Source organism: Thalassobacillus cyri (assembly GCF_900107755.1).
GTDB lineage: Bacteria > Bacillota > Bacilli > Bacillales > Halobacillaceae > Thalassobacillus > Thalassobacillus cyri.
The window spans coordinates 1-14,052 of record NZ_FNQR01000022.1 but is presented as its reverse complement, the minus strand read 5'-3'; the positions used below and the strand labels follow the sequence as shown (position 1 = coordinate 14,052).

The window sequence follows — 14,052 nt, the reverse complement described above, 5'->3', positions numbered from 1 at the left end:
CCTTATATTTTACACACCAACTGGAACAGAAACTTCCAGATGGCACACAAGATGTTTCTTTTCTACAGCAGCTTGCTTGTATTCGGCAATCTCTTCCTCTGTCATACTCACAATCTGGCTAATCTTTTTAGAAGAATAGTTGACGACGCCAAGACCAATGTCTTCTCCATATACATCTTTGATCCGTACAACCGCTCCTTCTTTGAAACGCCCTTTTACGTGATGGATATTACCCGGGAGCAATCCTTCTTTACTCACGACAATCGAATCCTTCCCTTCCTCATCGATGACGACCTCTCCTTCTGGTCCGGAATTGAAAGCGATCCATTGCTTTTTGCTGTCGAGATTCAGCGTTTCTGGCTTTGATTCAAAATAAGTGCCACGTGCGTTTTGGTAAACAGCATCATAGATAATGTTCGGCGCATTCGCTTTCCCTAAAAATGCGGCAATTCCAGAGGCCATCGTGATTTTGAAGGCATCTATCTTCGACTTCATGCCACCTGTGCCGACCGCACTGCCCGGATCGCCTGCTGCCGCTTCGATTTCCGGCGTGATTTCATGGACTTTTTCTAGTAATTTGGCATCTTTGTTCTTGCGAGGATCTGCATCATACAATCCATCGATATCAGATAGAATAATCAGCTTATCTGCATCGACTAGAGCACTTACTTTGGCAGAAAGGGTATCATTATCACCGAACTTCAACCGGTCGATTGTTATGGTATCATTCTCATTGATGATCGGGATGATTCCTCTTTCCAAAAGAACATTGATTGTATTTCTAGCATTCTCGTAGCGATTTTCATCTGAAAAATCGCTGCGTGTAATCAGGATTTGTGAAGCAACATATCCGTGGGATAAAAAGAGGTCTGAATAAGATTCTATGAGTAATCCTTGCCCGATGGATGCTGCTGCCTGCTTTTCCGGCAGTGTGCTTGGTCTTGATAAACATCCCAGCTTGCGGTAGCCTGCAGCTACTGCTCCAGAGGATACGAGCAATACTTCGTGTCCGTCGTCTTTCAAACGAACGACTTCATCTACTATCTTTTCTAATTTTCTGCGGCTGATTTCTCCATGTAAGCTTGTTAGTGAACTACTTCCAATCTTGATGACTACGCGTTTTTTTTGTGTTTGTGTCAATCTCTCACTCCTATCCTCTCGTTCGATTCTAATATTCATTAATTTTTAAATAATTATACACTCTGATGCATTTTTATGCTACCTTTATTTTGTGACAAGTTCTTTTTCTTTTTCGCGGCTTGCTTTACTCATTTCATTGGACTTGGCTGCGGCTCCTTTGACTGCCTGGGAAATGGCATTTCCTCCGCCATGTTCGTTTAAGGCATCCAGTCCGGCAGCAGTCGTACCATTTGGGGAGGTGACTTTTTCCCGGAGTTTAGCTGATGTGTCGTCCTGTTCCTGAAGCATCCTGGCTGCACCTAAAATCGTTTGTGCTCCAATCTCCCTTGCCGTTTCACGGTCAAGTCCGCCTTCCTGGCCTGCTTTCTCGATATGCTCCATTAAATAGTAGAAATAAGCAGGTCCGCTTCCAGCGATTCCAGTGAAAATATCCATCTGGGCTTCATCGATAACATATACATTACCGATACATTCCAATAGCTTCTTGGACGCCATCACATGATCGATTCCTGTATATTTTCCCGGTGAAATTGCTGTTGCTGACTCACCGACCATGCTTGAAGTATTCGGCATTGCACGGATGACCTGCTGGCCTTCGTTCATGTTTTCTTCCATATGGGATGTGGGAATACCAGCTAATACAGAAAGAAGAACTTGATCTGGACTGATTTTATCTTTCAATGATTCCAGTACACTGTCGATATCTTTCGGCTTCATCGCCAGAATGAAAATATCTACCTCATCATAATTCAATTGATGGAGTGGAGTTGTACGTACTCCGTATTTGGATTGTATATGATTCAACCGGTCTTGATTGCTCCGGTTAGTTACGATCACCTGGTTGACCGGAATCGTTTCGGCTTCTACTACTCCACTGATCATAGCTTCTGCCATCGAACCGGCACCTAGAAAAGCTACTGTCTGTTTAAACAATGACATCTCTCCTTTTAATTGCTGTTCTCGTGTGTGTGAATTCAATGTTTTTCATAGTAACACGCTGGTTTTATTATTCAAGGGGTTTTTTGTAATTTATATGTATATACGCGAGATAGTCAGCGTAAACGCTTCCATTTCTATTTATCTCCTTCCAGTCCGAACAGATGTCGTCAAATAGCAGTTCAGGAGCTAATTTGCGAGTTGAAAAAAAGTCACAATATTCCTTTTAATCAAAAAAAAAGCCAGTTACCGGTTTGACACCGGTAACTGGCTTTTGAATTGTGCTGGATTACCACCATGGCCGGCCGTAATACCCGCCGTATGGGTAATAACCACCATATGGGTAATAGCCGCCATAAGGATAACCATATCCTCCGTAGCCGCCATAACCGCCATACAACCCTGGAACCAGTAAGCCTCCGAGTAAACCACCCGCAAGTCCTGTCGCAAAAGTTCCTATAAAAGGATAATTCCTTTCATCGTCATACGTCCGCATATCGTAATCCAATTCCATCTGTGGGTATGAAGCCATATGTTCTGGCATCGGATACGGATAAAATTCGTGTTCCATACTGTCAATTCGCCTCCTTGTATTATAAAAGCAAGTCGAATACCTACGCTACAGACTATGACAGATACCTAAATGGGGGTGGGCGGTTGCGGAAGTTTTAAAATTTACGCTTTCGTATAGGACAAACCATTTTCTTCATATATTTATCAGGGGAGGGGGGATGTGTATGGAATTATTAACTGCGGCTGGTTTTACGCTCATAGCTGGAGCAGTTTCCTATGTGGCTTATCGTAAATATCAGGCAATATCAGAAAAAAGCACGGATTATATTTTTTCCAGAAGCAATCGCTCGCCGAAAGAAGAATTGCTTCAAATCATTAATGAAACTAATCATACGCTTGACGTCGCTGTTTTCATTTTGACAGAAGAAGACTTTGTTACGCATATTTGCAAAGCCTCCAAACGAGGAGTCCATGTCCGGGTGCTGACAGATGACAACCAGGTGAAGACCCTTAGCAAACAGACTGCTAATGTCCATAGGCTTTTACACTGCGGAGTTCCAATTAAAGTCAATAACCACGAAGGTATCATGCACCTGAAAATGATGATCGCTGACCAAAAGGTCATTACGGCCGGTTCCTATAATTTCACCTATTCTGCTGAACACAGGAACGATGAATTAATTGTCATTATGCGTGACAGGAAAATGGCGCAGGAATGGACGAAAGTGTTTAACGCCAAATGGAAGGACAGCCGTAATTATAAAAGCTATCATTTATTACCTGGTAAAAAGTACGCTTGATTGATTGCAGGCAAACGGTGTTTCCTGCCTTTCTTTTTTGATTTATTGGCCAACCACTTGATCCCCACTTCTTCCTTTATTCATGAAACCTCCCCTACTCGAATATTTTCATAGTACAAGCTGAAAAGAGGTGAATCTATGGCAAAACATACCGACATCATAATCGCTGGCGGCGGCGTGATGGGATCAAGCATCGCCTGCCACTTGTTACAGGATGGCTTCACTGGTGAAGTGACTGTTTTTGAGAAAGATAGACTTTATGAATTTTCCTCGACACCGCGCAGTGCGGGTGGAATCCGGCAGTTGTTCACTACCGACATCAATATCCAGATCAGCCGCTATAGTTTAAAAAAATATTTAAGCTTTCCCGAGGATATGGCGGTTGATGGCGAGTGCGCTGAAATCGACTTTAAGCAAAGAGGCTACCTTTTTCTGGGACATCAGGAATCGCACAAACAATTGGAGCATCAGATGAAAAAGCAGCAGCAGCACGGCGTTCCCTCCCAGCTTCTCTCTCCGGAAGAACTGAAGGATATTATTCCGGAACTTACAACATGTGACCTTGCAGGCGGGTTGTATTGTGCAGAAGATGGCTACCTGGATCCCTATTCAGTCATGCAGGGTTACATCAAAAAAGCGAAGCAGCTGGGCGCAATCTATGTTTATGAAGGAGTTGACCAGATTTTAACCGATCGGAACGGTGTCACCGGTGTGCAATTAGGAAATGGGGAGATTTATTATGCACCTCGTGTTATCAATTGCGCTGGTCCGTGGGCGCCTTTGCTCAGCGAAAAATTGAATTTGCCGCTCCCGATTGTTCCATTGAAACGACAGGTCATCCAATTCGATATTGCAAATCCTCTAACAAAAGAACTTCCGTTAACAATCGACCCGACTGGGGTCTATTTCCGTCATGAAGGAAAAGAAATCATCTCCGGCTTTTCTGAAAAGGTGAAACCTGGTTACGATTTCCGATGGACGCGTGCATTTTTTGAGGAACAATTGTGGCCAGTTCTGGCCCAGCGTATCAAAAACTTCGAGCGGGCAAAAATTACAGGCGGATGGGCTGGCTTATATAGTCATAACACCAGCGACCAGAACGCCATTATCGGCCGACACCCTGGACTAGCCGGTTATTATCTGGCTTGCGGATTCAGTGGACACGGCATGCAGCAGGCACCGGCAGTCGGAAAATGCCTGGCGGAGCTATTGATGACCGGCAGCTATCAGACGCTCGACCTGAAACCACTACGATTCGAACGGTTCGAGGAAAATGACCTCGTCGTGGAAGGAGCCGTCGTTTAATGAAAACAGGAGGTTTTTCTTCGTGTTGTATCTTAATGAACAAACGATCAAACAAGCAATTACTATGAGCCAGGTCATCGACAGTATCGACCTTGCTTATCAAACTTATGAAGCAAAACAGTACCAGATGCCGGCCAGGATGAGAATCTCCCACGGTGTCAACGACTATTTGCTTATGCCCTGTTTGACCAAAGATGTTATCGGCACCAAATTAGTTGCGGTCCATCCCGAAAACCTGAACGAGCCGGTTATTCAGGGACTGGTCACTGTTAATGATGCGAAAACCGGTACACCGATAGCGATTTTGAATGGGGCGATTTTGACCGGGCTTCGAACCGGTGCAATCGGTGGATCAGCTGTCAGGCATTTGAGCAGACCCGACGCAGACAGCCTGGCACTCATAGGAACAGGGGCACAGGGATTCTATCAGGTAGTTGCAGCTTGTGCAGAGCGGAATATCACTCATATCCACCTGTTCAACCGTTCCAAAGCCCGCATGATCGATTTCGTGGAAAAGCTTCAGGTGGAATTAGGTGAGCACATCAAAATAAGCATCCATCATTCTGCTGCTGACGCGGCTGCAAAAAGCGACATCATCATCACTGCCACTAACTCGTCTCATCCTGTACTGCCGGATGATGAGGCACTTTTAGAAGGAAAGTTGATTATTGGCATTGGATCCTATCGCCAGGACATGCGCGAATTCCCCCATTCCGTTTACCGGCTGATTGACAATATCTATGTCGACAGCACCGATGCGATCCAGGAGTCAGGAGATCTTGCACAACCATTGGAGCAAAAATGGCTGCACCCATCTCAAATAGTCACTTTTTCCAAAGTCGTCACCGGCGTACACAACGTTTCCAGGGAAAAAACAGTAGTTTTTAAATCTACAGGAATGGCTTTATTCGATGCGGTTGCAGCACAGCAGATCTATCAACAAGCAAAACAACAAAACATCGGCACCTCATTAACTTTATAAGTGATGAAGATTTACAAAGGGGAGATTAGATGAATAATATCATTATTGTCGAATTCATCCTGTATTGTCTTGTCATCCTTGGAATCGGTTATTACTTCAGCCGGACAAAGCTTGATCATTCCGCTTTTCTGCTAGGCGGGAAAAAACTGCCTGGATGGGCGCTGGCATTTTCCGAACGAGCAACTGGCGAGTCAGCCTGGCTGCTGCTAGGATATACCGGTTTCGTTTTCGCCACGGGCCTGTCCGGCATTTGGGTAGCTGCCGGTATAGCACTTGGTATCATTTTCGCCTGGTTGTTCCTTGCAAAAAAATTCATGGAAGAACGTGATAAATACAACGTATTGACACTCCCTGATTATTTGGCAGCCCGGTTCGGCGCCCAGGCGAACTTGATTCGCTGGTTCGCAACAATTTTGATCAGCAGCTTCCTTATGTTTTATTTAAGTGCTCAAGTTGCAGGCGCAGGGAAAATGCTGTTTACTACTTTCGGATTGAATGAAACGACAGGTGTGGTGCTGGCTACGATCGTGGTCATTGGTTTGGCTTTTACCGGAGGTTTTATTTCAGTCGTATGGACAGATATGATTCAAAGCGTCATGATGCTGATCACCCTTGTCGCCTTGCCAATTGTCGCACTCGTTTATATCAACACGAATGACTTATCGATTTCATCGGCATTAGCAGAAGCAGGTTCTACTCACGACGCCTGGTTCGGTGGAGCTACAGGCTTTGCCATCGGTCTGTTATTCTTCAATAATTTTTCCTGGTTCTTCGGATTCCTTGGCGGCCAGCCACAGTTAAGTGCCAGGTTCATGGCTTTAAGAGGGAAAAAAGACGTCAGGACCGGCCGAAATGTCGCCATCCTTTGGACTTTCTTTGCTTACGGCGGAGCATTCATGATCGGTGTCACTGCTATTACTATCTATAGCCAGACAACTTTTGCCGACACAGAAACCGTCCTCCCTCATATGGTCATGGATTTGATGCCTGCCTGGATTGCCGGTATTCTATTATCGGGAATCCTGGCGGCAATCATAACGACCGCGGATTCCCAGTTGATGGTTGTCACCAGTTCGGTCAGTGAAGACATTCTCCACAAAGCCTTGAAACTGGATCTTTCTGAAAAACAACTGCTCACAGCTTCCCGCATCATCATCATCGTCTGCGGGCTGATTGGTATGATAATCGCTCTTGCTTCTGATACCCTCCTGTACTTGATTGTCGGATGGGCTTGGGCAGGGGTTGGCGGCACCCTCTCTCCTGCCATTATCCTGACATTTTTCTGGAAACGTTATTCCGGTGTCGGTGTCATTGCAACCATCGTTTCCGGTTTCGTTTTTACCGTACTTTGGATCAGCACACCACTAGACTCCATCATTACGTCACGCTTCACAACCTTCTTTATCGCAGCATTTTTCGGTATCGTGTTCAGTTTGCTGTTCCCGAACAAAAAATCATAGCGGGCATTAGAAAAAAACTGGCTTGTCGCCAAGTACTTATGGCGAAAGCATTAGTATTTTCTTATACTTTAAACCTTTAAAAAAATTAAAATTCTTTAACGTATAAAGAAAGAACGCGGATCAGCAATCCGCGTTCTCATTTTTTCAGCCCGTCTTCCACTGTTTCGTTACAGGAACAGTTTCCTTCTTCTCTTTGATAAAATTCATACAGGTGATGAACACCCCTGATATGATCAGCAAACCGACCATACCGGCCAATCCTTTTGCAAGTAAAAAGTCAAACGAGCTGAAGAAGACGATAGCCAGGCCGACAGCAGTGAGCAGGGAATAAAACCCTACGCTGTTAAAGGATGCTTTCCATACCCAGTTGCCAGCATTGTCGATCAGGCTGACTGATACAATGGTGATAATGTTGATGCCCATCCCGATCCATACCGGGTGCGTATTCATGAAAAAGTCGTTGATCGCCCAGCCGCTGAGGTGATACCAAAGCAGGCCTGATGCTGAACCGGTGAACAACGATACCAGGGCAGCCCGCTTCGTGACAACCGGCCAGAAAATTGCCGCAACCACCGGGGCAAATGTGGCCGAGTTTCGTGTTACCCATGCCACGACGTTCCACCACGCTGATTGTTCAGAACGAAGCAGTGCGAATACGATCATCAACCCAGTCAACAGCAATAACGACCATTTGGTATACTTGATCAGCTGTAGTTCATTTGCCTTAGGATTCAAAGCTTTTCCGACATCACGGCCGAGGCTTGTTGCACCGGAGAATTGGCAAGGCGCTCCCCAACTGAGCGCTGCCGCCCAAAATCCCAGGAAGAACAGACCGACTAATGGTGCCGGTAGTGTTTCCATCAAGTAAAGCGGAACTGCCACCAGTCCGCGTGTTTCCCCAGGCACTACCTGAGCGGCTGCCATTCCGAATAATACAGCACCGACTATCAACGGAATGCCGAGCAGCGATGCGTAAATCAAGCCGCGCCGCCCCTGTTCAGGTGTTTTACAGGACAATGCCATCTGGAATGCTGCCTGAGCAAGAATGACATTGAAAAGGAATGTCCCGAACCAGGCCAGGATTGTCTGCAGACCGGCTGCACTCCATGAGGCGTACTCGGGTCTTTCCTGGAACAATGTCTGGATGCCATCGATTCCTGGATTGATAAAAAATGCGTAAGTCCCAATTGCAAGCATCATGAAAAATACCACAACGTTGCTCAATTGTGTAAAACCGACCGACCACATCCCGCCGAATTGCAGGTAGACAAACAGCAATAAAGCAGTTAAAGCTACGGACAGTACCAGTGAAATTCCTGTAAATACGGACAATGCGGATGCAAACGCCAGCGCGGTCGCCACCGACCACATCGGGAATGTGAAAGCTGTGATCGCACCGGCAAGTCCGCGGACTTTTTCACCGTAACGGTCACCAAGCAATCCGGAGATTGTCACCAGGGCCCGTTTTCGGAATGGTGCAATCAAAACAAGGGCGATAATCAAGACATGCAGTGTTTCAGCAACGCCATACCATATAGCCGATACCCCCGTCAGATAGCTGAGCTCCAGAATTGCTATGTACGACGATCCGGAGAACAATCCGGTGATACATACCGTGACGAACAGGGTATTGAACCCGCGCCCTCCTACGAAAAATCCATTCCCATCTTTCGCCCGCCTCATTCCAAGCTGGCTCATAAAAATCAAAAAGAACGTATAGGCCAAAGCAAAACCGATAAACCAATATCCTACTGTTGTCATTCTTCTGCCTCCTTAAAAATATGTTACCTTCGTGGCTGTTACAAAATCTGATTATATTTATCAGTTTAGTAAGTTTAAAACCAATAAATATCCCCTTGGTACTAAGAAAACTTTCGTTTTAATATAGAAAAAAGCCTCTCCCGGAGGAAGAGGCTTTTCTCTTCCTCATCTTTCAGACAACAGCGTCTGTTGGACGTAGCACCTTATTATTTTCGAGAAGAAAATAACAGGTTGCTGCAGGATCACGGGACCAATTTCCTCCCCTGCTCGCGATAAGGATGTTTTCCGTAATTAAGTTAAATCCTACCCTACAAGATGGTTGAAAGAATGTCAATATATTTTCTGACTTTTTTCTCTATTCTCAAAATGAAAACCTTTACATTAATAAAAATAATGCTAATTGCCTAATCGCAACGCACACTTCCTGTTATACTTTAACTATCAATATAAAAGTGAGGTTAAATCATGCAGAAAATCTGGCATACATATAAACATTCTTCTTTCATTCTAAAGATGACAATCGGCTTCCTGCTTGGGATTGCTGTCGGCATCATCTTCGGCCAGCAGGCGGAAGTATTAAAACCGCTCGGCACGATACTTATCAACCTATTAAGCTTGATTGCTATTCCAGTCATCTTCCTGACCGTTGTCCTGGCGATCAATCAGATGAAGCCGAAGCACTTAGGCCGCCTGGGCGGGAAACTGCTCGTCTATTACGGGCTGACGACAGGCGCAGCAGTAGTCATCGGTGTAGCTCTTGCGCTATGGATCAACCCAGGTTCCCAGCTTTCGTTACCTGATGCCCAGGTAGAAAAGCCGGAAACCCCGGGTTTTTCGGATGTATTAATGAATATTGTCCCGGACAATATCTTTCAAGTTTTCGCATCTGGGGAACTGATGGGCATTCTTTTTTTAGCAGTCATCATCGGATTGGGAATGGCCAGGATGCGCTACGCCGATAAAGTCGACCTGCGTGATGCGGGAGAGACACTGCATCGATTCTTCTCTGCTGCCAATGAGTTATTCTTTTTACTATTAAAAGGAATTCTTCTCTATGCTCCTATTGGAATATTTGCTATTAGTGCTTCTTCCTTCGGGAGCCAGGGCTGGCAGACTTTTCAGTCGCTACTCGCATTTACCGCGGTATTTTATCTCGGGGTCGTTCTACTTTGGCTTTTCATCTACACTGCTTTTCTCAAGTATGCAAATATCAGTATCAAGGACTTTTTTAAACAGACGAAAGAAGCGTATTTTACCGCTTTTTTCACATCCAGCAGCATCGCTTCCCTGCCTGTTGCGATCGAATCGGCAAAAAAAGCCGGTATTTCTGAACGGACAGCTAATTTCTCCTTACCAATCGGAGCCGTATTCAACTCAGACGGCGGGGCATTGCGGATGGGAGTGTCCATCGTATTTGCCGCCAACATCACCGGCCTGGATTTGTCAGTCATGGACTTTCTCACCATTGTAGTAGTCGGAACCCTATTGTCAATCGGGACAGCTGGAATTCCAGCCGCTGGACTGGTGACATTGGCAGCCGTGCTAACTCTATTCAACTTGCCGCTTGAAATTGTAGCTCTGATTGCAGGAGTAGATGTCCTGATCGGCATGGCCGGTACTGCATCGAATGTTTTAGGCGATATCGTTGGCTCCGCAGTCATTGATCGCAATGAGGAAGCAGATTCCGACCCAGCCGCATGATATTATATATGGATTAAACAATATCCTATTAGTCAGGAAAAAAGCCATAAAAAAACGGACTCTGCAGTAACAGGAGTCCGTTTTTTCCTTTATTCTTCTGTACTGAATTCGTGCTCTGCCAATGTAATAGCTATGTCATCTTCAACCTCCTGGACTGATCCAAGGTAATTATTCAAAACTACAGCGAAAATCAACTCTTCCCCGTCCTTGCTGGTTACATAACCGGACAATGAAGTGACTCCGGTCAAAGAACCGGTCTTCGCCTTAACGTTTTCTTCTGCTGGTGTATCATTCATCCGGTAACGGAGTGTTCCACCGACAAACCGCTCACTGTTCCCGGCCACAGGAAGTGAAGCTAAGTAAGCAGGGAACCATTCTTTTCCTCTTACTTGATACAGTAGTTCTGAAATTTCATGAGCGGGTACCATGTTGACGTGTGACATGCCGGAACCATCTCGCAAACGCATCGTATCAGCATCAACGCCGGTCTCCTCCAGGAATTCTTCCACTACTTCCAGCCCTTTTTCCCAGCTTCCTTCATCATGAACGACTTTCCCCATCTCTTTAATCAAAACTTCCGCATGTCCGTTGTTGCTTAGTTTCATGAAGGGAATCAACAGCTCTTCCAATGGCATCGACTGTTTGGAAGCAAGCAGCTCAGCAGATTCCGGTGCTTCACCGTCTTCCACTAACTCCCCTTTCACTTTTATGCCTTCCTTATCTAACGCTTTACCGAACAAGTTTAAAGCTAGTCCTGCCGGCTCATCGACGGCAACCCAGGAGCGTGAGCGATATCCTTCTACAGGAATCTCCCCTTCTACAATAATTTGATTGGTGCCATGCTTTCGTTTAATAGAAATATCTTTCTCTTGATCCATTGGCACTGTTTTTGTCTGGTTAATTACTTCTACATAATCGTTATCCGGTACAACTTTTACCTCTGCAGCTTCTCCAGCAGTCTCTGCTGGATGTGCTTCAACGATGACGGTTCCTGCATCGTAATCTTCATTAGGAGCCGCAGTCAGGGCAGAAACTTGAGCCGCATAATAGTTTGTTTCATCGTTCCAGGAAATATCTTCGGACAATCGGATATCATCATACCAGCTGTCATCTGCTGTCACATTCCCTTTCACTTCCTTGACCCCGGCTTCCTTTAACGAGTGGGCCAAGTCTTCAAAGTCCTTTTCCATTAATGTCGGATCGCCTTTTCCTTTCAAATATAGATCTCCATGCAGTTTATTTCCTTTTATTTCTCCGTCAGCGAGAACTTCAGTCGGGAAGGTGTAGTCAGGACCGAGAATTTCTAATGCTGCAGCCGCTGTCAACAGCTTCATATTTGAAGCCGGCTTCAGCCGCTTGCCAGCATCATGTTCATAAATCACATCCCCCGTTTCGGCAGAGCGGATACTGACACCAGCCAGTGCTCCTTCCAATTTTTCATCTGTCAATATCATGTTAAGTTCATCCGTCAGGGCGGCATTTTCATAAGAAGCAGTGACTTGAGGTGCGTCATAGTCTTGAAAAGGAACGAAAAATAAAAGCGAAGTCAGAAACAGAACAACCATTTGTTTACTCTTTACAGGCCACATAAGTATGTATTTCCTCCTTGTATACTTTGGTATCTTTACATTAGCAAAGAATACAGAAAATTTTAACAATTATACTAAAAACAGCTATTTTGTATTACTATTCTTAAGACTTTCGACTGAGTCCCCAACTGTCTTCTGAAAAAAGTGTCAGAAAGAAGGATTTTTTGTTACTGAAAATGAATGTAGTAAAGCAGTGAGTGAAAATTTATGTGAGGGTGAACCTTATGAATACGAAAGCTCCAATCGACCTGGGAAATCGAATTCAATTAATTGATGGATATGATTTAGGTCTGCCCGGCAGAACAGGCACCTATGTAATTAATGAGGATCAGTTAACACTAATTGAAACTGGACCGAGTCCCTCTATCCCTTATGTTCTGGAAGGACTAAAGAAATTACATATAGACCCTGCGGACATCCGCTATATCATTGTGACCCATATCCACCTGGACCATGCAGGCGGAGCAGGACTTTTATTGAAAGAGTGTCCCAATGCAGAAGTAGTCGTCCATCCCCGCGGGAAACGCCACCTTGCTGATCCATCCCGATTGATTGCCGGCGCCCGTGCCGTCTATGGAGACAAGTTCGATGAATTGTTCGATCCGATCGTTCCGATTGCAGAAGACCGCCTGCTTGTGAAAGAAGATGGAGAAACCTTGAATATCGGTCCGGACTGCACCCTTACTTTTTATGATTCACCCGGACATGCCAAACACCATTTCAGCATCCACGACTCCAAAAGCAACGGTATTTTCACTGGAGACACGGTTGGTGTTAGGTATCATCAAACCCAGGAAAAGGGATTGACCTTCTATTTGCCTTCTACGTCACCAAATCAGTTCGACCCCGATGCTATGCGCGCTTCCATCGAGCGGTTCCGTCAGCTGGATGTCGACCGGATTTATTTCGGCCACTTCGGTGAATCTGCCGAACCAGAAGAAGTGTTCCAGCAGACAGAATCATGGCTGCCAAAGTTTGTAGCAGCAGGCGAAGAAGCATTGGCTAATGATGAAGGACAAGCAGGTGTCAAAGAACGACTATACCAGCTGGTTTCTGATTATTTACAAACCCATAACATCCCTGATGACCATCCTGTCTACCAAGTGTTAGAAGTGGACTTTGAAGTATGTGCCATGGGCATCGTTGATTACCTGAATAAACATTAGAAACCCTTGGCTTATCGCCAATTCCTTATGGCGAAAGCCTAAGTGTTTCTTCTACTTTAATCCTTCAACAAAGTTAAACTTTCTTAAAGTAAAACAAATAACAAGGTGTTACACCAACACATTAAAACGGCCGGAAATTTACCTGGCCGTTTTTCTTATGGCAAGACTCTGTTAAACATTGTTGTTGTTCTACCAAAAAAAACATATTCAATTATAGTGCCGAAAAGTCGAAGACTTGATTTGAGATGTTTGTCTAAATAAGGGTCCGGTGGGGAACGATTCCCTTTCCGCGGGCATGTGCTGAGCCTCCTCAGACTTCGTCTTCCGGGGTCTCATCTGTCATTTTCATCCCGCAGGAGTCTCGCCGTTCCCCTCCGTACCTTGCCGTAGATAGTTCTCATAATCACCCTTTAGAATCGCTCTATGATGTTGATAAAAGACGTTAGCCTCTATATATCCTTTATAAATGCGTCAGGATGAAGGTTTTAGTTGTGCACTATTCTCTTTTTGAAGGATCCGTTTAGTATAAAACTTGCTGGATGGACAGGGAAACGATGAGATACTCCCGCGGGAAAAGGGGCTAGGCGAGATCCCACAGGGCGATAGTGCAGTGCACCCCTATTGTTGGACACTCATCTGACAATAGGAGGTGCTCTTATGAGCCAGTATACCCCCGAAGAAAAACTACACATTATTAAA

The 14,052-nt window shown here is 45.2% G+C and carries 11 protein-coding genes and 1 riboswitch; of the genes, 6 read left to right on the top strand and 5 right to left on the bottom strand.

Annotated features, from left to right (window positions below; genetic code table 11):
• Window positions 1-9 precede the first annotated feature (9 nt).
• The 3 genes from proB to BLV00_RS19015 form a co-directional block, all read right to left on the bottom strand.
• On the bottom strand, window positions 10-1,179 hold the full coding sequence (proB, locus tag BLV00_RS19025; protein ID WP_093046529.1) for a glutamate 5-kinase: 1,170 nt from the start codon (window positions 1,177-1,179) through the stop codon (window positions 10-12).
• A 45-nt stretch (window positions 1,180-1,224) separates the two neighbouring features.
• A complete protein-coding gene (proC, locus tag BLV00_RS19020; RefSeq protein WP_093046528.1) occupies window positions 1,225-2,079 on the bottom strand; it encodes a pyrroline-5-carboxylate reductase in 855 nt (284 codons plus the stop codon).
• A 286-nt stretch (window positions 2,080-2,365) separates the two neighbouring features.
• Window positions 2,366-2,647 carry a hypothetical protein gene (locus BLV00_RS19015; protein ID WP_176791742.1) on the bottom strand — a complete coding sequence of 94 codons (282 nt, stop codon included), beginning with the start codon at window positions 2,645-2,647 and terminating at the stop codon, window positions 2,366-2,368.
• A gap of 166 nt (window positions 2,648-2,813) precedes the next feature.
• On the opposite strand from BLV00_RS19015, the gene BLV00_RS19010 reads away from it, so the two are divergent.
• The 4 genes from BLV00_RS19010 to BLV00_RS18995 all read left to right on the top strand — a co-directional run bounded on the left by BLV00_RS19010 (window position 2,814) and on the right by BLV00_RS18995 (window position 7,136).
• The gene (locus BLV00_RS19010; RefSeq protein WP_176791740.1) at window positions 2,814-3,389 is read left to right on the top strand and encodes a phospholipase D-like domain-containing protein; all 576 of its coding nucleotides are present in this window, start codon (window positions 2,814-2,816) and stop codon (window positions 3,387-3,389) included.
• 138 nt (window positions 3,390-3,527) lie between these two features.
• Window positions 3,528-4,694 (top strand): NAD(P)/FAD-dependent oxidoreductase, encoded by a 1,167-nt coding sequence (locus BLV00_RS19005; protein ID WP_093046526.1) that lies wholly within the window; start codon window positions 3,528-3,530, stop codon window positions 4,692-4,694.
• A 22-nt stretch (window positions 4,695-4,716) separates the two neighbouring features.
• Complete coding sequence (locus tag BLV00_RS19000) at window positions 4,717-5,676, top strand: ornithine cyclodeaminase family protein (protein WP_176791737.1); 960 nt, start codon at window positions 4,717-4,719, stop codon at window positions 5,674-5,676.
• 29 nt (window positions 5,677-5,705) lie between these two features.
• On the top strand, window positions 5,706-7,136 hold the full coding sequence (locus tag BLV00_RS18995; RefSeq protein ID WP_093046524.1) for a sodium/proline symporter: 1,431 nt from the start codon (window positions 5,706-5,708) through the stop codon (window positions 7,134-7,136).
• A 144-nt stretch (window positions 7,137-7,280) separates the two neighbouring features.
• Here the strand turns inward: BLV00_RS18995 and BLV00_RS18990 are convergent, their stop codons facing one another.
• Entirely contained in the window at window positions 7,281-8,897 is a 1,617-nt protein-coding gene (locus tag BLV00_RS18990) for a sodium:solute symporter family protein (protein WP_093046523.1), read from the bottom strand.
• Between the two features lie 162 nt (window positions 8,898-9,059).
• Window positions 9,060-9,176: riboswitch (SAM riboswitch) on the bottom strand.
• Between the two features lie 186 nt (window positions 9,177-9,362).
• Here BLV00_RS18990 and BLV00_RS18985 point away from each other — a divergent pair.
• Window positions 9,363-10,598 (top strand): dicarboxylate/amino acid:cation symporter, encoded by a 1,236-nt coding sequence (locus BLV00_RS18985; protein WP_093046522.1) that lies wholly within the window; start codon window positions 9,363-9,365, stop codon window positions 10,596-10,598.
• 89 nt (window positions 10,599-10,687) lie between these two features.
• On the opposite strand, the gene dacB is transcribed toward BLV00_RS18985, so the two are convergent.
• Entirely contained in the window at window positions 10,688-12,187 is a 1,500-nt protein-coding gene (dacB, locus tag BLV00_RS18980) for a D-alanyl-D-alanine carboxypeptidase/D-alanyl-D-alanine endopeptidase (RefSeq protein ID WP_093046521.1), read from the bottom strand.
• A 224-nt stretch (window positions 12,188-12,411) separates the two neighbouring features.
• On the opposite strand from dacB, the gene BLV00_RS18975 reads away from it, so the two are divergent.
• Window positions 12,412-13,353 carry an MBL fold metallo-hydrolase gene (locus tag BLV00_RS18975; RefSeq protein WP_093046520.1) on the top strand — a complete coding sequence of 314 codons (942 nt, stop codon included), beginning with the start codon at window positions 12,412-12,414 and terminating at the stop codon, window positions 13,351-13,353.
• Window positions 13,354-14,052: the final 699 nt, after the last annotated feature.

What these genes read in the sequence shown, in the direction of transcription:
- BLV00_RS18975 (WP_093046520.1), top strand. Translation starts at nt 12,412, where the DNA reads ATGAATACGAAAGCTCCAATCGACCTGGGAAATCGAATTCAATTAATT.
- proB (WP_093046529.1), bottom strand. Translation starts at nt 1,179, where the DNA reads ATGAATATTAGAATCGAACGAGAGGATAGGAGTGAGAGATTGACACAA.
- BLV00_RS18990 (WP_093046523.1), bottom strand. Translation starts at nt 8,897, where the DNA reads ATGACAACAGTAGGATATTGGTTTATCGGTTTTGCTTTGGCCTATACG.
- proC (WP_093046528.1), bottom strand. Translation starts at nt 2,079, where the DNA reads ATGTCATTGTTTAAACAGACAGTAGCTTTTCTAGGTGCCGGTTCGATG.
- dacB (WP_093046521.1), bottom strand. Translation starts at nt 12,187, where the DNA reads ATGTGGCCTGTAAAGAGTAAACAAATGGTTGTTCTGTTTCTGACTTCG.
- BLV00_RS18995 (WP_093046524.1), top strand. Translation starts at nt 5,706, where the DNA reads ATGAATAATATCATTATTGTCGAATTCATCCTGTATTGTCTTGTCATC.
- BLV00_RS19005 (WP_093046526.1), top strand. Translation starts at nt 3,528, where the DNA reads ATGGCAAAACATACCGACATCATAATCGCTGGCGGCGGCGTGATGGGA.
- BLV00_RS19015 (WP_176791742.1), bottom strand. Translation starts at nt 2,647, where the DNA reads ATGGAACACGAATTTTATCCGTATCCGATGCCAGAACATATGGCTTCA.
- BLV00_RS18985 (WP_093046522.1), top strand. Translation starts at nt 9,363, where the DNA reads ATGCAGAAAATCTGGCATACATATAAACATTCTTCTTTCATTCTAAAG.
- BLV00_RS19010 (WP_176791740.1), top strand. Translation starts at nt 2,814, where the DNA reads ATGGAATTATTAACTGCGGCTGGTTTTACGCTCATAGCTGGAGCAGTT.